This window comes from Flavobacterium lipolyticum (genome assembly GCF_020905335.1).
Taxonomy (GTDB): Bacteria; Bacteroidota; Bacteroidia; order Flavobacteriales; family Flavobacteriaceae; genus Flavobacterium; species Flavobacterium lipolyticum.
In genome coordinates this window covers 2,665,891-2,688,444 of the sequence record NZ_JAJJMN010000001.1, presented here as the reverse complement: position 1 = coordinate 2,688,444, position 22,554 = coordinate 2,665,891, and the positions used below count along the sequence as shown (strand labels likewise).

The following is a 22,554-nucleotide window of genomic DNA, read 5'->3' as shown; positions in this document are numbered from 1 at the left end:
TTAAAATCTAAAATTAAACTAAGTAGAAAACTGTAAATACAAATACCCAAACTAAATCGACAAAGTGCCAGTATAAACCAACTTTCTCTACCATTTCGTAGCTTCTTCTTTTTTCATAAGTACCTAATAATACATTAAAGAAGATAATGATATTAATGATAACTCCTGAAAATACGTGGAATCCGTGGAATCCTGTGATGAAGAAAAAGAAATCAGCAAATAATTTATTTCCGTATTCGTTTCTAATCAAATTAGCACCTTCAACCACATATTTAGCACTTGCTAAACGAGCTTCAGACTCTTCTCTTGATAAAACTGTTTTTTTCTTTTTATCTGTAAGTTGTTCTGTTCTGATTAAAACTTCAGGATGAGCTTTAAAACCTGCCTGAACTTCTGCAACTGTATAAGTTGGCTGTGCCTGAGCATCTTCCATAAACCATGTTGAATGGCTCCTTGTTAAAGCTTCTCTTTGTTCCGGTAATTTAACCGCAAAATCAGCAAGAGCAACTCTTTTACCATCTTTATCAACAAACTGCAGTAAACTTCCTCCTGCTGTTTCAACTGCTCCATACTCTCCTTTAATGAAGTTTTTCCACTCCCAGGCCTGAGAGCCTACGAAGATAAAACCTCCAATAATCGTTAAGAACATATAAATTGCAACCTTTGTTTTTTTCAATTGGTGACCTGCATCAACGGCCAAAACCATTGTTACAGATGAGAAAATCAAAATAAAAGTCATTAAGGCTACATAATACATTGGTGCCGCAACGCCATGCATAAAAGGAAAGTGAGTAAACACTTCATCAGCCAAAGGCCAGGTTTCAATAAATTTAAATCTTGAAAAACCATAAGCAGCAAGGAATCCAGAGAATGTTAAGGCATCTGATACGATAAAAAACCACATCATCATTTTACCATAACTTGCTCCTAATGGCTGGATCTCATGACCGCCTCCCCAAGTTTTTTCGTCGTTGTTTGCAGTAGTAACTGTCGCTCCCATAAAAGATATTCGTTAAAAAGTTCCCAAATTTACGTTTTTTTCTTATTTAAAGAAATATAAAAATAAAAATAAATACAACCATAATAAATCCAAAAAGTGCCAATACATCGCACCTAGTTCTATACCAAGAGTTTGAGTCGAATTGTATTTTTGTTTAAAATGATTATAAATTATAATTAAAAGTGAAATTAATCCTCCAGCCAAGTGTAACAAGTGTGTCACGGTTACTACATACAAAAATGTTGTAGTAATTGAACTACCTTCTCCTGTAAAATAATACCCGCTTTCTACGATTTGTCCAAAACCTGCAAATTGCAGCACCACGAACAAAATCCCTAAAGCTAAAGTTCCCAAAAGTAAAGCTGTAGTAGCGCTTCTATTGTCTTTCTGAATGGCTTTTTTAGCCAGGTAAAAAGTAACACTACAAGCCAAAATAACTGCTGTACTATAATAAAATGCCGTTGGCAATTCAAAATTCTTCAACCAGTCGGCTCTTGATTTACTTACCACAAAAGCACTTGTAAGTCCGGCAAACATCATGGTCATACTTACCATTGCAAACAAGAGGATAAGTTTTGCCGATTTGGCTTTCCTTAGCTTCTCTTCCGCTGCCGTTTCTGTTTTTGTCATTGTCATTTCCATAACTATCTTAAAAATTTATCTACTATAAATACGATTTGCAGTAACGAGATATACGAAACACTTACCAACATTAATGTTCTCGCTGCTTTTGGTGTTCTTAACTGATACAAACGTACTGCATAAAACAACATCCATAAACCTAACAAAAACACTAAAATTGCTGCTATTGGCGAAATAAACAATTGCCCTGTATATCCTAAAACCGGTAATAACGAAGCAACAATCAACCAAACTGTATATAAAATAACCTGCAAAGCGGTTCCTTTATCTTTTTTCCCTGTTGGCAACATGAAGATTCCGGCTTTCTCATAATCTTCATACAAAAACCAGCCAATTGCCCAAAAGTGAGGAAATTGCCAGAAAAACTGAATCAAAAACAGCGTTCCGGCCTCTATACCAAATTCTCCTGTAGCGGCAACCCAGCCTAACATGAAAGGAATTGCCCCCGGAAAAGCACCAACAAAAACAGACAACGAAGTTACCGTTTTCAAAGGGGTATAAATACTGGTGTATAAGAATATGGAGATTGCGGCAAACATAGCCGACTTAGCATTTATAGTGTAAAGCAAGGCAATACCAATAATAGTAAGCAAACTTGCTACAAACAAAGCCATTTTTGGAGACATGCGTCCTGAAGGAACCGGGCGATTTTTGGTTCGGTCCATTAAAGCATCGATATCTTTTTCGATCACCTGATTAAATGCATTCGAAGCTCCAACCATGCAATATCCACCGATTGCCAAAACTGCCAAAACACTCCATTTAAAAGGATGTTCCTCATTAACTCCCAATAAATATCCGGCCACAGAAGAGAACAATACGCTGATTGCTAAACCAGCTTTGGTAATCTCTTTGAAATCGGTAAATATTGATTTTAGTGAAAATGTATTTTTAGTCGCGTTCAATACAGTAATTATTTGTATGTTTTTTTTGAGTGGTGCAAATGTACAAATTAGATTGTAGAATTTAGACCTATAAAATTAGATTTTTTTCAATAAAACCTTTACAAAATAAGGACTTGCAAATCTTTAACACTATTATATCAAAAAATCTTATTAAAAACACTAGTAATCAAAATACCAATTGAAGATATCGGAACGCAATCCGATAGAAAACCAGGTGGTACTTTGCTTAAAAGTTGTGGGTGTATTTTTCGTGGGATCAAAATTTCGATATAAAAAACTTCCGAACAGTTTCAGATTCGTCATCGGGTTTATCAGGTATCCCCCTTGTATATCTGCTATAAAAACATTTGTTTTATTCCCCTGTCCTACTTTTACACCTTTATCATACGGTCGTTTCTCATCATAGTTTTTATAAATGTTACCTCCGTAATTAAAGCTATCTTCAGCGGTATCAAAGTCCAAACCTCTTTTTCCAACGGTAAATTTCGCATCAGCAAAATAACGCCCTTTATGATAACGTCCGATTGCCACCAGTTCCGAAAAATTACCTCCCCATTGGTGTCCTACACTCTGATTGTTGTGCCCATAATTGGTAATCACCGCACTGTGCGCATATACATACGGACGCACATGATTGTATTCTAACTGCAGCAGCAAATCTTTTACTTCAAATGCATTGAAATATTTTGCTCCCAATTGGTATCCGAATTTATTTTTCCAGCTGCCGTCTCCGCTTTTCATATCTCCTAATGAAAATTCATCCAATAAAAACTGAGCATACAAATTAACAGTATTGCTCCACTTGTATTTAGACGTTACTCCCAATAATGCATTTCCACTTCTTGATGATGATGCAAACTCGACAGAACGGTAGAAAATAATTGGATTCACAAAATTAATATCAAAACCTCTATTATTTGTATCGGTCCAGACTACTGATTCAAAAAAACCTAAGTTCAACTTATTAGACACGTTCCAACTTAAGTAATGATTGGCCATGAATTTTGTGGCATAAGTTCTCTCCAGGGTCACATCCGGACGAACATCTTTGAGCCACATATAGGTATTGGTGTATTTTATTTTCCAAAAGGTCGTATTGATTTTAAAATACGGATACGGACTTGCTCCGTCACTTTCGAGCAATGAACGGTATCCATCACCAATAAAATTTCTTCCATAACCCAATTGCAGATCAAAAAATTTACTTGGCGCGTAGGTAATATTTGCTTCTGCTAAAGGAAAATCATAAGCATCCGTTTTGAATCGTTTGGCAATTCCCATTCCCGGAAGAATAGCCGGATTTCCTCCCGACGGTTTTAGTGTCTCGGCAAAATCATTATAATAACCCGCAAACCGCCCCTGACTTTCAAAGATAGTTGTGGTAAAATTGATTTGTTTTCCTAATCCTCCTCTGAAATTTAAGGCACGTGTATTTACGTAGGTATAGGAAGCATCCAAATCCGAAGCTTTTCCCATTTGTAGATCCACAATAGGATTTAAGGACAGCCAATAATCTTCTCCCTGAATCTGAACCATATTTTCATTCCAGAATTTTCTCCCCAGCCAACTGGAGACATTTTTCTGAAGGGATTGATTTACTGCTTTTAAATTATAATATTTTGAAACTTCAGCATACGTATACGGCTTTGATGCGGTATGGTTATTACTTCCCACCTGATTCATTGCTTTATCAAATTGTGCATAATAACTGTGTGAAAACGGAATATTCAAATGACTTTCAAATTCCGGATTGTTGTATTTTTTATACACAATACTATCCAGTTCTGTCATTGGCTTTTCCAGAGGCTTTAAAATTTGGGCAGCAGCCAATGCTTCCTGAGCAATCTGATCGGCACTTTTTAAAGGAATATCGATCGAAATTGTGTATTTAGAATAAGTTGGTTTTCCGTTATAGGTAGAAGGCTTGATCTTGGGAAACTTCTTAAAAACACGTTTAGCTTCTTCTGATAACGCATCGTTTAACGCGTTTACATAAATCACTTTAAACTCGCCATTTGCATCTACTTCAAATAAGACTTTTACTTCCCCTTTATAATTGGCTTGTTTTAGATTTTCAGGCACCTGATAATTCTGAAATACAAAATCCTGCACTTCTTTATAAAAACAATTTTCTAGTTGCTTGGATTGAAGATTTTCACAGTTTGGAAAAACCGGAAACTGTTCTGCAGCGAAACCAGGTTTGATTGAAGTATTGTTACTTTCCTGCGAAAAAGCAAACAAAGCGGTTAAGGTTAAAATAAAAGACAGGGCAATCTTATTCACGTAAATTTAGGTTTTTATTTAATATTGATTTGAGGTATTCCCTCCATCCGCAATTGTTTTTGCAGCAGAGGTTCCGATTCGTTTTACACCTAAGCGAATCATTTCTATGGCATCCTGATAAGACCGAACTCCTCCGGCAGCTTTAACAGGCAAAGGTGATGCGTTTTCTAACATCATTATAATTGTTGGAAGGGTAGCTCCGTTTGGCAAATCGTTTTCGGTTTTATAAAATCCAGTGGACGACTTCACGAAAACTGAAGCGTAGTTTTCTTCTTTAAAATGAGACATCACTACATTTTTGATCAATGCCGAAAGCTGAATGATCTGTGTATCATTTAAGGCCGCAACTTCAATAATCCATTTCACTGTTTTATTACTTGCAAGACCAATTTGTGTTCCCACTAAAATCTCTTGTCTGACCAGGTCAACATCTCCTTCTTTGAATGCCTTATAATTGCAAACAAAATCCAGATCATCTGCTCCGTCTTCTATTGCTTTGTTGGCTTCTTTTAATTTAGACTCTAAATCTGAGTCCCCTTCAGGAAAATCAATGACTGTACCGATCAGCAAAGTCGAATTGGCTTTATGAATCATTTCTTTTGCCAAAACCACCTGTTCAGGCCGAATCATGATTAGTTTAAAGCCTTCGCGAATCGCCTCTTCAATAGCATTTTTAACCACAAGGGTATTTTCTGCTTCCGAAAGTCCTGCCTGGGAGGCTGTTTTTAAATACGTAGAGTCCAAATATTGCTTAACATTCATGATTTGCGCGTGTTCTGAGAATTCTGCAAAAGTACATTTTAAATTAGAATGAACTGCAAAGGCCGGGAAGATTTACGTAAAGTAGCCACGGGTTTCTTTTAAAACAAAGGAACATCATTAAATTAGATGATTTTAGAATGAAGATTAACGATTGCTGAGTTTTGATTTAATGCTGCTCAATAGTTCAATTATCAATTTTATATCCTTTCAAACATCTGACATCAAAAATCGTTAATCAAAAATATTAAATCTTTTTTTCATTTTTTCCGGACTAAATAACATTGCTCGCGAAGCCGCAAAGCTTTAACCAGCCTTGAAAGTGTTAAGATTAGAGCACAAAAAAACCCACCGAAGCGGGTTTTATATTCTTAAATTTTATCGATTTGTTTTTTAAAAACTATAGCGGCAAAGATGCCAAAAATAGCTCCAAGTGTATTGGCTAAAACATCTGTTACATCTGATGCTCGTGTAACCGTTAAAACACCTTGCAGAATTTCGATTGTAATTCCGAAAAAAACAGAAAATATAAATGAAATTAAATAGGCTTTGTAATCGTCTGGTGCTTTTCCTTTCAGCTCTTTTTTGAAAAACAAAATCCAGGAAATTGTAAATCCAAAATGAAAACAAAAATGGACAATCTTATCTATACTCGGAAAATTTACCGCCGGAATATTACTGGAATCTGTTAAACAAAAATAAGTAATGATTCCTGAGCAGATAATTGCCCAGATTAAGAGCAATTGTTTAGGCACCTATAAGTTCTTTATAAGCGTCAGCAGACAATAAAGAATCAATTTCTGATGCATCAGCAATTTTAATTTTAATCATCCATCCATCTCCGTAAGGATCAGAATTCACAGTTTCAGGCTCGCTTTCAAGATTTTCATTGAAGGCAATGATTTCTCCTGTTAATGGTAAAAACAAATCTGATACTGTCTTTACAGCTTCAACTGTTCCAAAAACCTCGTCTCTGTCAAGTTTTTGATCTAAAGTTTCTACTTCAACATACACGATATCTCCTAACTCTTTTTGTGCAAAATGAGTAATTCCTACTGTTGCAACATCTCCTTCGATGCTAACCCATTCGTGATCTTTTGTGTACTTTAAATTTGCTGGTATGCTCATAATAGTTGTGTGTTTGAAAATTGATAGTTTAATAATTGAGGCACAAATGTAATAATCTTATAATAAAATCCTCTTTAGAAATTCAAAATTAATTCCCAAAATTATATCGAAGTGTAAATCCTGATCTAATATTCGTTAAAGGGAATGATGTCGAGATTACCGCTTTCGAAAACGAATGATCGTAATAGAATATCGCCGTCAGGTTTTTACTGAATGCATAGTCTGCCGTAAGTTTTAACGACCATATATTTTGTCCTGCCGCTAATTGATTGTTGTCATAATCTAAATAGCGCACTAAGGTTTCATTATTTCGATACGAGAAGTCACACTTAATATTGATATCACTTTTTATAATTCCCGTTGGTGAATCAGCAAGTCTTGAGGAGAAAATTACATCTTTAAAACGATAGCCCAAACCTACCACATATTCCATTCCTTTTACTTCGGTCAATAAATTATTATCAAAACTCATAGACAAAGCTCTGTCTTTTTTAATCTCTGTCAATACACGTAATGAGCTTTTCAATTCAAAATCCATTCTAATTAACGGACTGAATTGCTCCACGAGGTTAATATTAGACATGATGGTTTTGTTAAAGAAATTGGTATTCACATCCTGTCCATTAGGCTTCTCTATATAGTCAAAATTAGATCTGAACTGATTGATGGTATACGATGCTCTGTAATTATGCTGCAAAGAAAAACGCTTGAATTTGTCTTTGAAATATTTATAACGCATTAAACCGTTGTACTTAATACTCCAGTTTGGAATTGGAAAACTTCTAAAAATATCTGTCGAGCTGCTTGATGCATTACTACCTGTATAGGCTGCTAAAAATGCTGGTAATAAAACCGCCTGATTGCTTTTGGTAAATCCTATCGGATACCCTTCATTAGCAGTATATACTTTATAATTAGGATCTGTAGGAGCCGGAATCGGGTTATTAGCATCTCCATATCTCGGAATTGGCGCTCCTGCACCATAACGCTCCTCTGCCAGACGGTTTGCTATAATCATACGGTTGTTTCTGAAATCATCAAATGCGGCAGACTCTGTTGCAGTGCTGGTCGAAAATGCTGTTTTTATAAGCACTGTTGAAATAGAGAACATCCCATAATTATACGGTGACAAAGCCTTATAATCTAAATCTCCGGTCACATTATTTTTAACAACACTATACTGCTCTGAATTATTTTCAGAATAATTACGATCCATGTTCAGGTCAATTTTCAAATCAGGCAATAAGTCGATGTTCGCCGTTACTTTCAGAAGCTTATTGGTTACCTGAGTAAAACTTTGATTAAAATCCTGGTAAGAGGTTAACCATCCTCTTTTCGCCGCTTCAAAACGAATGTCGTCCTGACTTCCGAAAACAAATCCTAAAGTAGGTCTCGATGTTCCGAAGAAACCAACACCCGGTGTATACCCCGGTAAAACGGTTCCACTATTCACGGTATAATTTACCTGAACATTTTTTATACTGGTCAGAACACCAATCATGCCATCATAGAATGGACTGCTAGTGGTAGCCGGTTTTGCCGTATTTACAATCTTCTCCCCCGGTTTTGGCGGTGCTGCCGCTTTAGGTTTTGCTCCTGTTTTTGGACCTGGAGTTAATCCTAAATACTTGTACAGCATGTTCATATTAAGCGTTGTCGTAAGTGTATTCGAATTGGCATTCTGAATAGTGTTTCCTAAATCAAAAGTACCTCCGCTGACAGGATCAACATATTCAGATAATGCAGTCGAAGCGCGCTGCCAGGTATAGTCGGCGGTATACGAATAATTTGCTTTGATAAAGCTTAAAACCGGAATTTTATGAATTGGAATATCATAGTTCAACACTAACTGTTGTACGTGCTGATTTGGTGTTCCAATATCAAAATAATCGTCCCAGATATTAAAATCCTGTTTTGGTGTATTGTCATCATTTAGAAAATTCCTTACGATATTATTGGATGCAGCTGTATAGTTAATTTTTAAAGATTTCGTTAAATTGAAACCAAAACCGTACTGATAATTAAAGGCAAAGTTTCGTCTGTACAACGGATCAAGACCAATTCCCTGTACCTCCACTTCTCTAAATTGCTGGCGGTTACTTTGTCTCAAAATATTCGTGTTAAAGGAAACATTTGAAGGCAAATAATTAAAATTAAAATCACTCAGCATTTTCCAATACTCACTTTTCTTCATGAATTTAGTCTTCTTGAACGGAACCACTTCTTTTGGCTGGAAGGTGTACGCATAATTCACGGCACTATTCGATTGCTCGTCTACGTAATCTGCCACTTCATAATCGTGACGTTCTACCTGATTGTACGATTGTGAAAAGGTGAAGTTTTCAACGTCATAAACATGCGGCTTCTGTTCCGGTGCTCTGTCTTTTCTTACGCCGATAAAGTTAATACTTCTTCTTTTGGTATAGTCAACAGCTCTGGTTCTGATGTTTTCTTTCTCTGCCTCATCGGTCGTTTCTTTAATCAGCTGTTTTAATTTTATATCCTGATTGAACGGGTCGTATTCTGGTGTGATAACTTCTTCTCCAATTGCGTAATTAAACGGCAAATTGATTCCCCATCTTTGTGGTAATAATTTTCCTAAATTCAAATTGGTAACAATATTATACTGCTGAAGATCTTCACGGCTTCTCTCATTTGCTCCTTGTTCTAAAGATCCAAAACCAATGGTACTCTTTTTACCGGTAGCCGATACGGTAGCAAAATCTGCCATATTGGTATCGATATTTAAAATTGCCGCCATACCACCTTTGTTCTCCAGATCGGCCATTCGAAGTTCGTTGAACCAAATCTCTCCTTTGATGGTTTTATGATCTGCCCTACTCTTAACACCTACCATCAATGTTCGGACTAAACCAAAATTAGGGTTTCCTTTGATTCCTAATCTTAATCTGCCGTCTCCATCACCTCCGCCAATACTCAGATCGTCATCCGGATAATAAATCCCGTTAACATCTCTTTTATCAGAATTAATATCAACAGTCATCCCCTTAATTTTCATTCGGGTCAATAACTCCAGTGCTAAATCAATATTATTCTCTTCCAGCCAAACCTGATCCGGACTTATGCTACAGGACCCTCCGGTTCTGGTCACTTTTAAAGGAACCTCGACCTGATAGAAATTTTGTGTAAAGTCATTTCCAAAACGGATAAAACCTACCATTTCATCATCGAGTAACGTGTTTTCGTTTGGCAATGATTCAGCATGTAAAAACATTTTCAGTTTTTTGTACTGACGCATGTCTACACTTACGTTCTTAAAAACCGCTCTTGAATCCTGATATTGTAATCCTGAACCGCCAACTCTAACCGCTAAGGCTTGCTCATTTTGATTGATAATGGTATTGTTATTATACAGCTGCTCTCTACGAACGCCCGGTGGCACCACGTAATTCACAGGACATTTTGTACCATTCTCCTGAATGTTTACTGCCGCAACATCAAACTCTGTTCCGTCGTCAGCCGGATTTGTATCATTGGCATCAAGTGTACCGGTATATCTTCTCCATTCTCCTCTCACTAAATCCAAAGCTCCAAAACGAACAGTCATCTGATCACTAAAGCCGGTCATAAACATACGCATGAAACGAATCGATCTGAAATCGGTAATATTTCCGATAGTATTTTGCGGTTGAGCAACCGGAATTTTAAACTGTATCCATCTTGCTGTTGTCGTTGATCCGTTTGGCAATTCAACATTACTTACTTCACGAATGTCTGTAACGAAGTTCTGTCCCACCTGCATTCCCGGTTTTACATCGATGCTATATTCATAATAGGCATTGATGGTACTCATGGTGTTATCACGGTTGATATCTTCAACATCCGGTAAAGTTGTTGATCCACGGTTTGGGGAATCGATACTTACAGGAGAGTTCCCTTCTGTACCATTGTAATTTTTATAGCGGTCTAAAACGCCTCCATCAGTATTCAAATAATAGGTATAATCGTCCCCGGCCGGATCTGTTTCTCCACCGTAATTTGTATATACTGAAGCTTCTTTCGAATTGGGTAAACCGTCTAAACCAACATCCTGATTGCTACGATTACCTGCGTTATTATCAAAGGCATAAATTAAAGATTGTGATGCCGGAACATCTCCCCAAAGCGGTCTGGGATTTACCATGATCTGATCCGGGCCTAATCCGTTTTCGTATTGTTTTCTTCCGTCTTTTAAAACGTCTTCCGAAATTTCTCCTAAGTTGAAATAAATTTTTCCGGTATTATTAATTGCTGCTTCTCCATTACCTACATAAGGATCCATTACCCAAAACTGGATATACTCGACATTCCCCTGTTCGAAGTTGGTCGAATTCAAAGCACGCATGATTCCTCCAAAATTAGAACCGGCGGGACTTGCACCAAAATTCGGATTGTTGTTATAAGGTCCGCGGTTAGAAGGGTAATACGTTAAGTCCAATGTATTCACTACCTGAATCTGTCCCTGAGCAATATCTGTATTTGGATATAATTCCCGGCTATAAATACGTCTCGTGGTATTTAATGACAGATCATCATTTGAAATACCCGATGGTTTTGAAGCGTAAAAGACAGGGTCGATAGTATACCAGGACAATTTTGCACGTTTAAAGCCATATTCTAATGTAGTTGAATTGGCATTAAAAGTATTGTCATTGATAGAATTTACAAATGGCGTCGAAGCCAGACTCCACGCATACGCTGATCGCATGTCGATGGTAGACTGAGAACCTTCGAAGTCATCAATATAAATGGTTGCCTCACCTTCAAAATCACTGGCTTTTGGAGCATCCGGTTTTAAGAAAGCTACTTCTCCTCTAATCGAAAGATTGGAAGGAACATCTGTATCTATGTTTGGTAATTTGTTAACTAATCTGGTGAAGAAAGGAACTTCGGTAGAGTAATTTCCGTTGAATCCAAAGATTGTATTGTTTACAGATTCCTGACCGTAACTTGATTTTTGAGTAAACGGTCTTTCGTTCATTTTCAAATAAGTTCCTCCTACAATAAATTTATCTGAAATTTTATGTTCAACATTGAAACCTATAAATCTTCGAGTCTGTTGTCCGAAAATTGAGTTATTCTCCAATGACACCTCAATTGGTGTATTAGAAGCCTGAAGCGAAGGATCTAAAATCTGAACACGTCCTAATTGGTAATCTACGCTATAATCGATCCCTTCCACCAGTCTTCTTCCGGCTGCCATAACCACAACAGATCCCTGCGGAACATTAAACGCTCCGATTGGAATACCATTGCTTCCTGATGATTTGTATTTTCCTCTTAATAAAAATTTATTCTTATCACTGTCCTGCAAAGCTCCGGACTGTGTGTTTCGGTACATGTTTCTGAACACATATCTTTTCTGATTGGCATTATAGGTCGTTGGATCGTCGTAGTTCTCACCCGAACCTGTATTTTGTAACTTTTTAAATAACAATTCTCCAAAAGGCTCTTTGGTACTAAAAATAATTCGAGCATTCTGAACGTCTACTGTAATTCCCGGAATATAATCAAAGAAACCATCTCCTCCGGCTTGCGGATCATTGTTATAATTCAATCGGTCCAGATTAAAGACATTCAATAAAGGGGTAAGCTCTACTTTATTATCTGCGGTAGGATTTGCAGGGAATGTTGTTCCCGGTACCGGTGAAATATAGTTGATTGGGGAAGGATCTGTATACAGTATGTTTAGTCTGAAATCGTCTTGTTTGATTTGATACGCCTGAGGAATTTGGTACACGTTTTTCATCATCAGATTCCAAACCGGATTCTGAACGTTCGTCAAATTACTCTTCAGCATTTTTAACACTAAACTTTGAGTAATAATCGCTTTATTGGCATTGTTGTTTCCGGTCACTACAGTTCCGTCAACCCCGTCACTTCCAAACTCCCCTACCTGATAGACTTTTCCTCCAACAGTATACTCAAATGCTACTGCTAAAATTTCGTCATTGGCCAGACGCTGCTGTAAGGAAATGTATCCCAATTGCGGATTGAAAGTAAATTCGTTTGCGGTTAATTTTCTGGCGTTTTCTAATACAGAATAATCTGTTCCTTCGCTGGTATTTGCGTTATTAAATCCAGATTTTGCCGTTACGATTTCTCTAATATTAGAATTTAGGTAGGCTCCTGGTTTTCCAATAGTAGCCGGATCGTATTTATTGTTGGTGTTGTTTGTTGGTGTATCGATAGGGTTATTAAAAAATCCAACCGGATTGCTTATCACCACCACCTGATTGTCCGGAACTCCCGTAACCTGTCCTTCTCCTAAATCCTGAAGCGCGATAATGTTACGTAAGTTATTGTTGTTGGTTGCGACCCTATTTTGTTTATTAGTTACCCAAACTTCTATTCTGGTAACCTGAACACGGCTATCGATAAAAGGATAGCTTTTTAATGATGTATCGTATTTATTTCTGAAATACTGAGATAAGAAGAAATGTCGGTCGTTATCGTAATCCAGCGCATACAAATCAAAGTTCTGTACGGTACCGCCACCTTCTGCAACTATACTCTTGGTTTGTGACTTCTGTTCTGAGAAAACTCCGGTAACGGTTGTCTTACCAAATTGCAAGACTGTTTTAACCCCGAACAAACTTTGGGCGCCTCGAATCAGGGTACTGTTTAAAGGCATACTCACGTTACCCACTTCCACTTTCTGAACAATATCATCTTCTGAAGGCGTGTAAGCAAGTTTAAATAAATTTTGAAAGGCAAAAGTAGACTGGGTATCATAATTAGCATTTACCTCTAATCTGGTCCCTACTTTCCCCAGCAAACTCATACTGATTCGCTGATCGAAATCAAACGTTAGACTGGATCTGTTTCTTGGTGAAAAAGCTGGATTGTCCTGTTTGGTATACCGGATCCCCAAGTCCATTTCTACTGATCCTGTTGGCTTTACGTCTATAGTATTACTTCCGAAGATGCTTTCGAAAAGTCCTGAATTGATATAATATCGCGGTAGTAAATTCTTTTTAGCCGCCTCACTTCCTGATTTTTTACCATCAATAGCGTCTGATTTTTTTCTGAAATAATCTCTTCTGGATTCTTTCAAAACTAAATCTTCGTATTCTTTTGGCGTTAATACAATTGGATAATTGATATTAAAACCGTCTACTGAACTGGTGTAAATGTAGCGGTCGGTTATAGGATCATACCGATAGGCTGAAAGTATACTTGGCGGATTTCCTATTTCTACTTTACCAACGGAGAATTGTGTTTTAGTTGTATCTTGAACTGTTGGGTTTACTTGCGCACGCAAAACATTACCGCAAAATAAAAACAGTAAAAAAATACAAATTTTACGCATACTCTTGGTTTAAATAAATTGGTTTTATAGGCTTTTTAGTGCTTTCTTGATAATGGTTTCTACAGTAGCTTCCGGATCTTCTTTTACGATTTTCTCTACTACTTTTTCAGAAGTTTTACGAACAAAACCTAAAACCTCCAAAGCAGATAACGCTTCATCTCGATTTGTATTGTTCTGTACGATAGAAACTTCGTCCAAATCGTACAATTTTAACACTTTTTCTTTTAAATCTAGTATAACTCTTTGTGCTGTTTTGTTCCCAATTCCTTTTATGGACTGGATTATACCTACGTCTCCTGAGGCGATAGCATTGATGATTTGTCTTGGCTCTATGGATGACAACATGGTTCTGGCAATGTTTGCACCAATTCCTGAAACCGACAATAACATTCTGAATATTTCGCGTTCTGATTTTTCTACAAAACCAAATAATGTATGCGCATCTTCTTTGATTTGAAGATGCGTATACAATTTTATATTTTCTACATTGGGAATTAATGAAAAGGTATGTAAAGAGATGTTTACCTGATATCCTACTCCACCACACTCAATGATGACTTCTGTTGGATTTTTCTCTACTAATTTCCCCTGTAAATGTGCTATCATAGTATAATTTATTAAGGTCAAATATAACAAAAATGCATTAAAAATACGACATTATTATTTGACCCTAATTATTTCTACTATTTTGCTAATTTAATCTTTTTACTTTCTTTTTCCTGAGCGTCAATAACTGCAATTGCAGCCATATTTACCATTTCCTCAACGCTTGCTCCTAATTGAAAAATGTGAACCGGTTTACCCATTCCCATCATAATTGGTCCAATAGAATTTACTTTGTAAAGTTCTTTTAACAATTTATAAGTAATGTTAGCCGAATCTAAATTAGGGAAAATCAAGGTATTCACTTTTTTACCTGCTAATTTTGAGAAAGGGAATTTTTCTGCAAGCATTTCCTGATTCAAGGCAAAATCTGCCTGAATTTCTCCGTCAACAATCATTTCCGGATGGTTTTTATGCAAATAAGCTACTGCTTCTCTCACTTTTGAAGCACTTGGACTTGTTGAAGACCCGAAGTTTGAATACGAAACCATTGCAATAACAGGCTCTACACCAAACATTTTAGCCGTTTTAGCCGTCATGATCGCAATGTTAATCAAATCTTCTGTTGAAGGATTAATGTTGATTGCTGTGTCTGACAAGAACATTGGTCCACGAGAAGTCAACATCATATTGGCTGTAGCCACTAATGAGGCTCCCGGTGCTTTTTCAATCAATTGTAACATTGGTTTCACAACAGTTGGATAACTTCTTGTATGACCTGTTACCAAAGCATCTGCTTCTCCTTCGTTCACCATCATCGCAGCAAAATAGTTTCTTTCGCGCATGAATTTTTGTGAATCTAATAACGAAACTCCTCTTCTTCCTCTTGTTTCCCAATAAGAATTAGCAAATCGGTTACGTCTTGCTTCTTCTTCATTAGTTTTAGGGTCGATGATCTCTAGTTCAGCATCAAAACCTAATTCTTCTTTAAGTTCTAAAATGACTTCTTTATTTCCTAGTAAGATTGGAAAACCAATTCCGTCTTCGTGTACAATCTGTGCTGCTTTAAGTACGTTTAACTGATCTGCTTCTGCAAAAACAATTCTTTTTGGACTTACTTTAGCACGGTTGGTAATCAAACGTACCATTTTATTGTCGTTCCCCATACGCTCGCGAAGCACATCTTCGTATGCTGCCCAGTCTGTAATAGGATTTTTTGCTACTCCGGATTCCATTGCTGCTCTTGCAACTGCAGGCGCAACCACAGTAATCAATCTAGGATCAAATGGTTTAGGAATGATATACTCTTGTCCGAAACCTAATTTTGTTGCTCCGTATGCTACGTTAACCTGCTCCGGTACCGGCTCTTTTGCCAAAATAGCTAATGCTTTTACGGCAGCCATTTTCATCGCTTCGTTAATTTTTGTAGCACGTACGTCTAATGCTCCTCTAAAAATATAAGGGAATCCAAGAACGTTATTTACCTGATTAGGAAAATCTGAACGTCCCGTAGCCATAATAATATCTTTACGGGTTTCTGTTGCTAAGTTATAATCGATTTCCGGATTTGGATTTGCCATTGCAAAAACAATTGGATTCTCGTTCATTGTCAATAACATTTCAGGTGACAAAATACCTCCTGAAGATAATCCGATGAAAACATCTGCTCCTTTCACTGCTTCTGCTAAATCAATTTTAGCTCCGTCAACTGCATATTTCAACTGCAATTCTGATAGTGAAGAATTATCTTTTGTTAAAAGTCCTTTACTGTTAAACATCTTAATGTTCTTAACCTGAACTCCTAACAAAACATATAAATCAGTACAAGCAATCGCTGCAGAACCTGCACCCGAAACTACGACTTTTACATCTTCTGCTTTTTTCCCTGCCAATTCAAGGGCATTAATTAAAGCTGCTGACGAGATAATTGCAGTACCGTGCTGATCGTCGTGCATTACCGGAATGTCTAATTCTTCTACCAATCGTCTTTCGATTTCAAAAGATTCCGGTGCTTTAATGTCTTCCAGATTTATCCCTCCAAAAGTTGGAGCAATATTTTTTACGGTCTGAATGAATTCTTCGATATCTTTTGTCCCGATTTCGATATCAAAAACATCAATATCAGAGAATATTTTAAACAACAATCCTTTTCCTTCCATTACTGGCTTAGAAGCCTCAGGACCAATGTCCCCAAGACCTAAAACTGCTGTACCGTTTGAGATCACGGCAACTAAATTTCCTTTTGCTGTATATTTGTAAACGTCTTCTACGTTTGCTGCAATGTCTAAACATGGCTCTGCAACTCCTGGCGAATAAGCCAAAGATAAATCTCTTTGGGTTGCATATTTTTTTGTTGGAACTACCTGAATTTTTCCTGGAGTTGGTTCTGAATGGTACAGTAACGCTTCTCTTCTTTTACTCTCTTTGTTCATTTATTTTTAGCTTTTATTCTAGCTTACAAAGATATAAGTCTTGTTTTAAAATGGCCTATTTTTACTGCTTTCTTTTCCTAAAAATAAAATTCGGAGCGAAAAAAAAATAGCCCAAATTAATTTGGACTATTTTTTTGATATGTTTTATTTTTTTCTTGTTTTATTGCGAAATATAAGAGTTTAAATGATTAATAGTATCTTTCTGAATTTCTATAATAGCCTTAACCACATCACTTATAGATATTATTCCTACTACAATTCCATCTTCCAGAACCGGTAAATGTCTGATTCTTTTGGTACTCATTAGTTCCATACAATCTTCAATCTTATTTGAAAGTTTTACCGAGAAAACATTGCTTTCCATAATTTCATGCACAAACGTTTCTTTTGATGATTTATCTTTCAAAACAATTTTTCGAGCATAATCCCTCTCAGACAATATTCCTTTTAAATCGGAACCATCAATAACCAGAATAGCACCTATGTTTTTCTCTCCCATTACCTTTAAGGCTTCATAAACCGTTGTGGTTGAAAGAACTGAATAAACATTTTTCCCTTTTGCGTTTAATATTTGTTCTACAGTCATAGCTGAAAAATTTTAGATTTATAAAGTTAGAAAAAAATGTAGATACACCACAATGAAAAACGGTTTTTTAAAACCATAAAACATTCATTTTAAGCAAAATAACTAATATTTTGTATTTTATAAATTTTAGTTTAAAAAAGCACTCGAATTCTAATCCTTTTTTACGAAAAGAGCAGTGTTTTTTTGGTCATTTGATTTATTCTAAATAAAAGAGAATTCTGCTGAAAATTTGCTTTTGCCCTTTCAGGGCGATACTCATTGTCTATTTAATCGCACTACGCTAATTTCATAGCGCTACGCACTATGCTAATGCTTTTGGGCCTTCAGCCCATTTTTACAGACTTTAAGTACTCATCATTATAAATCTATGGTTATGAATAAATCAATTAAATGTGTTTTGTTTTATAATAAGCGAGGCTTAGTAACAGCGCAATGTACCATTACGAATAAAAAATGACTCCTACCTTAAGCCCTGAAAGCTAATGTTTTTTTTGGCTTTCAGTCCTGTTTTTTAAAGGCTTTGAGTACTTATTATTATAAATCTATCATTATGAATAATCAATTAAATATATTTTGTTTTTATAATAAAGGAACTTCAAATCATAAACGTTCCAAACATGCTCTGAAAGAGCCTTAGCAATAGCCATAGTGCACCGCACTATGAACAAAAAACGATTCCTAACCTAAGCCCTGAAAGGGCAAAAGCACTAATCCCATAGAAAACGCTCATCATAAACTACCTGATATTTATTTAAAAATGCCACCAACTCTTCTTTGAAGGTACGCTTTCTATGATGTTCTTCCTGATTCTTAATATATTGTATTACTCTCTCTAGCTCTGATGGATTGACAGAAAATATACCATAACCATCCTGCCAATAGAATTTCGCGTAACAATCGTCTATTGTTTTTATCCATTTTGAGGATTGCTTTTTTACTTCTTCGACCAATTTCATTTGGGTGACTTTTTTAGATAGTAAACACAGTACATGTACATGATCTTTATATCCTCCTATCTGAATTGGATTGCATTCTAATCCTTTACAAATTCCGCCAAGATATTCCCATAAACGCTCTTGTATGACATTGTCAATAAAGGGATAACGTCTTTTAGTACTAAATACCAAATGAACATATACTTTTGATAATGATTGCGGCATGTTTTTCTTGCTGTTTTTTTAGTTGCTTTTGCCCTTTCAGGGCGATTGTTATCATCTATCTAATTCGTAGTGCGTTGCACTACGCTTTTGCTTTTGGGCTTTCAGCCCTTTTCTAAAACTTCTAACTATTTATTATTGCAAATCTAGCTATTATTTTATAAGAAAAAACCTAAATAATAATAACCCCAACTTACTTAAAATTAGAAAGAATACAACATTTTATTAACACGACATAAATGTCGTGCTATTTATGCCAATAGTTTAATAGATTTAATTTCTAAAAAAAGAATAGAAATTAATACATCAAAAATGCTATCATGGAAACAAATAAATTTAAAAATCTGGAACAACTACAAAAAATAACCGCCCGATATTTCCACAATTCAAAATCGGCCAATGACAATGTAGAAGCCAATACGACTCAAATTAAGTTTGCCAATTATTCTGAGTTAGGCAATGTGATTACCGACATGCTTAAATTATGCGTTCTCGCGTTGAATCAGAATCGATATGAAAATTCAGAGACTGGTATTAATGTAGGTCTCATTTTAGAAACGGTACTCCAGATATTTCCCGTGGATGAATTTGAGTTTTTAAGTGAAATTAGCCAAATCGTTGCTACTAGTTCTCACCCTGTCAATGAATGAATAAATCACTATTTTTTTTGCTCGCAAAGACGCTAAGGCGCAAAGTTTTTGTTGTGGGCTGTTGATGCCAATGTGTATTTTACGCATCGTTTTGTCCTTTTGACGAAGGAAACTTTATTCCCAATATCGTCAATCTTTGTCGAATTATTAGTGTGATCCCTCATTCCTCGGGATGACAAGATTGCGAATAATTTGATAACAACGAAAAAAGCCCTTTTCTAAAATTTAGAAAAGAGCTTTAAACTATTATTTTTTATTTACAAATTGGTGATTACAAATTCGCTTCTTCGGTTCCGTTCATGTTCTTCATCTGTACATTTTACGCCATCAGAACATTGGTTTACCAATTGTGTTTCGCCGTATCCTTTTGCCGTTAATCGGGCTGGGTCTACTCCTTTTTGAATCAGCCAGTTTCGGGTTGATTTAGCTCTCTTGTCGGATAAAACCTGATTGTACTGTTGGGTTTGTCGGCTGTCTGTATGGGAACGGATATCCAATTTTAAGGCTGGGTATTGTTTTAGAATTTCGACAATTTTCTCTAACTGATAAGCGGATTCTTTTTTAATAGTGGCTTTGTCGAGATCAAAATAGATGATCGGAATATCGAGCGTTTTTGCCAGATCTGTTCCCACTTCAATGGGTTTAATTCTTTTTTCCAGCTGAATCAATAAAGTCGTTTTTCCGGAATTTCTTTTAATTGCTACCGGTACCTCTTTGCTTTCATAATCTGTTTTCGACGCTCGTACGAAATAGTTTTTTCCACATTTTACATTCGGAAAAACATAATTCCCCTTCTCATCAGTGATGACTTCTGCAACGGCTTGGAAATTTTCATCCAACAATGCCACATTCGCATTTGAAAGAATGACATTGGTTTCTGAATCGGTGACAGTACCTGTTAATTGTTGTTCGCAATTTAGTTTTCGTCTTTCGGTAAATCGATAAACATCGTCAAATCCATGTCCTTTATCTCTGTTGGAAGAAAAAAATCCGTTTCTGTCTTTACTATTGATTATAAAAGCAAAATCGTCCTGCGGACTGTTAATTGGTTCTCCAATATTTTGTATTTCTTCAAAGGTGCCCTGATCATTTATTTTTGTCACAAATACATCAAGTCCGCCCAATCCTGGTCTTCCGTCTGTTGCGAAATAAAGTTCGTTATCATCGGAAATAAAAGGAAATGTTTCTCGTCCTTCAGTATTGATTGCTGCTCCCAAATTTTGAGGTTTCCCAAAGGTTCCATCTTCCTTTATGGCTACTTTAAACAAGTCGGATTGCCCTAAAGTTCCCGGCATATCTGAAGCAAAATAGAGCGTTTTTTCGTCTACACTTAAGGTGGGATGCGCTACGCTATACTGATCACTGTTAAACGGAAGTGCTTCGATATTTTTCCATTCTCCTTCTATTAAATTTGCTTTGTACAACTTTAATAAGGTAACTTTATTCTCGTCTCTGCCTCTTTTACCGTTTAAGAAATTGTTTCTTGTAAAATACATTGTTCGGCCGTCTTTTGTAAAAACGGGTGTCGATTCGTTGAATTTTGTATTTACTTTCTTCTGAAAACGCTGCGGTGTTCCTAAACTTCCATCCGGTAACAATTCGGAGGTGTATAAATTGGTAAAGGAGCTGTTGGTCCACTTGAAATTTTTCTTTGCGACTCCGCCAGTATCTCGTGCAGATGTAAAAACTAGTTTATTATCAAAAATAGTACTCCCATAATCTGAATACTTAGAGTTTATTCCGGCATCGGCAATTTCAAATCGTCCTGAATTTGCTTTTATCTCGTTCAAATAATTCTTATTGGATTCGAATAAGATCCCTCTTTTATCTGTTGCCTGTTTTTGATTGAATTTTTCTAAGATTACATCTGCTTTAGCGTAATTTCCAGCAGCTTTAAGGCATTGTGTGTATCGGTACAAATACTCAGACTCTTGTTCTTTATTCATAGCAAACAATTCATCGTACCATTTTAAAGCTTTTACCAATTCTCCATTAAAATAATAGGAATTCCCCAGACGCTGGAACATTTTTTCGTCTTTGTATCCTTTCTCAGCTACATTTTCATAGATTTTTATAGCATCGATATAGGCATACTTCTCGTATTTGGTATCGGCATACTTTATACTACCGGTTTGTGCAATTGCATTAAAAAAGAGGAATAAAAAGGATAGGGTATAGTATAGTTTTTGGCTTTTCATGTAGGGCTTTTTTAGAAGAATCTTGGTGAGGTAATTCTATTGTAATTATTAAGAAACTCAAAACGCAGGAAGACTTCATGTGACCCCGAATTGTATCTTCTTAAATTAGTAGTTTCATGATCGTAACCATACCCCACATATAAACCATCTGTAATCTGAAAACCTGCCATTGCGCTAACCGACGCGCTCCAACGATAAGCCAGTCCGATTACAAATTTATCATTGAACATAAAATTCCCCGAAACATCAACCTGTAAAGGGGCTCCCTGAACCATCTTGGTCAACAATGCCGGTTTGAATTTGAGGTAATAATCCAGATCAAAAACGTAACCTGCCATTAAATAATAGTTGATTTTATCCTTAAAAATAGCGGTATCATCATCATTGAATCGATTGGTTTCGATAAAATTCGGAATTGACAATCCCAAATATGCTTTGTCAGAATGCCAATAAACCCCGGCTCCAATATTGGGTGTGATTCGATTGTTTAAATTCTGAAACTGCGGGTCTCCCTGATTTTCAGGATTCAATTTATTGATATCCAGATTAAAAAGATTTGCTGTGGCTTTTATTCCAAAGGAAAGTTTAAAGGTTTCTGAGGTTGGAACACTATACGACAAATCGGCTGATAAAGTGTTCTCGTTGGTTGGACCAATTTTATCGTTTACCAAAGAAACTCCCAATCCTAAGTTACTGTTGTTTAAGGGGGTATTTATAGCGAAGGTGCTGGTTTCGGGTGCTCCGTCCAGTCCGACCCATTGTGTACGGTACAATCCGAAAACACTTAGCGCACCACGGGAACCCGCATAAGCCGGATTTATTGCCATGGTGTTATACATGTATTGTGTGTATTGTGCATCTTGTTGCGCCGAACACACCACTGTAAAAAACAGGAACATTACAATTATCTTTTTCATTTGAATGGCTTTTAATAAGCGACCCGGGATTACCAGGCCGCC

The 22,554-nt window shown here is 36.4% G+C and carries 15 protein-coding genes; 1 reads left to right on the top strand and 14 read right to left on the bottom strand.

Annotated features, from left to right (window positions below; translation table 11 throughout):
• Positions 1–13: 13 nt before the first annotated feature.
• The 12 genes from LNQ34_RS11670 to tnpA form a co-directional block, all read right to left on the bottom strand.
• On the bottom strand, positions 14–1,000 hold the full coding sequence (locus tag LNQ34_RS11670) for a cytochrome c oxidase subunit 3 (RefSeq protein WP_202702105.1): 987 nt from the start codon (positions 998–1,000) through the stop codon (positions 14–16).
• Positions 1,001–1,042: 42 nt separating this feature from the next.
• Positions 1,043–1,642 carry a cytochrome c oxidase subunit 3 gene (locus tag LNQ34_RS11665; protein WP_017497890.1) on the bottom strand — a complete coding sequence of 200 codons (600 nt, stop codon included), beginning with the start codon at positions 1,640–1,642 and terminating at the stop codon, positions 1,043–1,045.
• Positions 1,643–1,644: 2 nt separating this feature from the next.
• Positions 1,645–2,547, bottom strand: coding sequence for a heme o synthase (cyoE, locus tag LNQ34_RS11660; RefSeq protein ID WP_017497889.1), 903 nt, complete (start codon positions 2,545–2,547; stop codon positions 1,645–1,647).
• A 159-nt stretch (positions 2,548–2,706) separates the two neighbouring features.
• Entirely contained in the window at positions 2,707–4,830 is a 2,124-nt protein-coding gene (locus tag LNQ34_RS11655; RefSeq protein ID WP_202702106.1) for an energy transducer TonB, read from the bottom strand.
• A gap of 18 nt (positions 4,831–4,848) precedes the next feature.
• Positions 4,849–5,592, bottom strand: a complete 744-nt coding sequence (deoC, locus tag LNQ34_RS11650) for a deoxyribose-phosphate aldolase (protein WP_202702107.1) — start codon at positions 5,590–5,592, stop codon at positions 4,849–4,851.
• A 368-nt stretch (positions 5,593–5,960) separates the two neighbouring features.
• Positions 5,961–6,344, bottom strand: coding sequence for a VanZ family protein (locus LNQ34_RS11645; protein ID WP_202702108.1), 384 nt, complete (start codon positions 6,342–6,344; stop codon positions 5,961–5,963).
• The gene (gene gcvH, locus LNQ34_RS11640) at positions 6,337–6,717 is read right to left on the bottom strand and encodes a glycine cleavage system protein GcvH (RefSeq protein WP_026110132.1); all 381 of its coding nucleotides are present in this window, start codon (positions 6,715–6,717) and stop codon (positions 6,337–6,339) included. The genes LNQ34_RS11645 and gcvH overlap by 8 nt, the downstream gene beginning before the upstream one ends.
• Positions 6,718–6,805: 88 nt before the next feature.
• A complete protein-coding gene (sov, locus tag LNQ34_RS11635; protein ID WP_229999832.1) occupies positions 6,806–14,029 on the bottom strand; it encodes a T9SS outer membrane translocon Sov/SprA in 7,224 nt (2,407 codons plus the stop codon).
• A gap of 24 nt (positions 14,030–14,053) precedes the next feature.
• Positions 14,054–14,635 (bottom strand): Holliday junction branch migration protein RuvA, encoded by a 582-nt coding sequence (gene ruvA / locus LNQ34_RS11630; protein ID WP_017497883.1) that lies wholly within the window; start codon positions 14,633–14,635, stop codon positions 14,054–14,056.
• Between the two features lie 77 nt (positions 14,636–14,712).
• A complete protein-coding gene (locus tag LNQ34_RS11625; RefSeq protein ID WP_229999831.1) occupies positions 14,713–17,004 on the bottom strand; it encodes an NADP-dependent malic enzyme in 2,292 nt (763 codons plus the stop codon).
• 160 nt (positions 17,005–17,164) lie between these two features.
• Positions 17,165–17,590 (bottom strand): CBS domain-containing protein, encoded by a 426-nt coding sequence (locus LNQ34_RS11620; RefSeq protein ID WP_017497881.1) that lies wholly within the window; start codon positions 17,588–17,590, stop codon positions 17,165–17,167.
• 707 nt (positions 17,591–18,297) lie between these two features.
• Positions 18,298–18,750 (bottom strand): IS200/IS605 family transposase, encoded by a 453-nt coding sequence (gene tnpA, locus LNQ34_RS11615; RefSeq protein WP_229999829.1) that lies wholly within the window; start codon positions 18,748–18,750, stop codon positions 18,298–18,300.
• 317 nt (positions 18,751–19,067) lie between these two features.
• On the opposite strand from tnpA, the gene LNQ34_RS11610 reads away from it, so the two are divergent.
• Complete coding sequence (locus LNQ34_RS11610) at positions 19,068–19,397, top strand: hypothetical protein (RefSeq protein WP_229999827.1); 330 nt, start codon at positions 19,068–19,070, stop codon at positions 19,395–19,397.
• Positions 19,398–19,654: 257 nt separating this feature from the next.
• Here the strand turns inward: LNQ34_RS11610 and LNQ34_RS11605 are convergent, their stop codons facing one another.
• Complete coding sequence (locus tag LNQ34_RS11605) at positions 19,655–21,595, bottom strand: OmpA family protein (protein WP_229999825.1); 1,941 nt, start codon at positions 21,593–21,595, stop codon at positions 19,655–19,657.
• A gap of 11 nt (positions 21,596–21,606) precedes the next feature.
• The gene (locus tag LNQ34_RS11600; RefSeq protein WP_229999823.1) at positions 21,607–22,512 is read right to left on the bottom strand and encodes a PorP/SprF family type IX secretion system membrane protein; all 906 of its coding nucleotides are present in this window, start codon (positions 22,510–22,512) and stop codon (positions 21,607–21,609) included.
• Positions 22,513–22,554 lie beyond the last annotated feature (42 nt).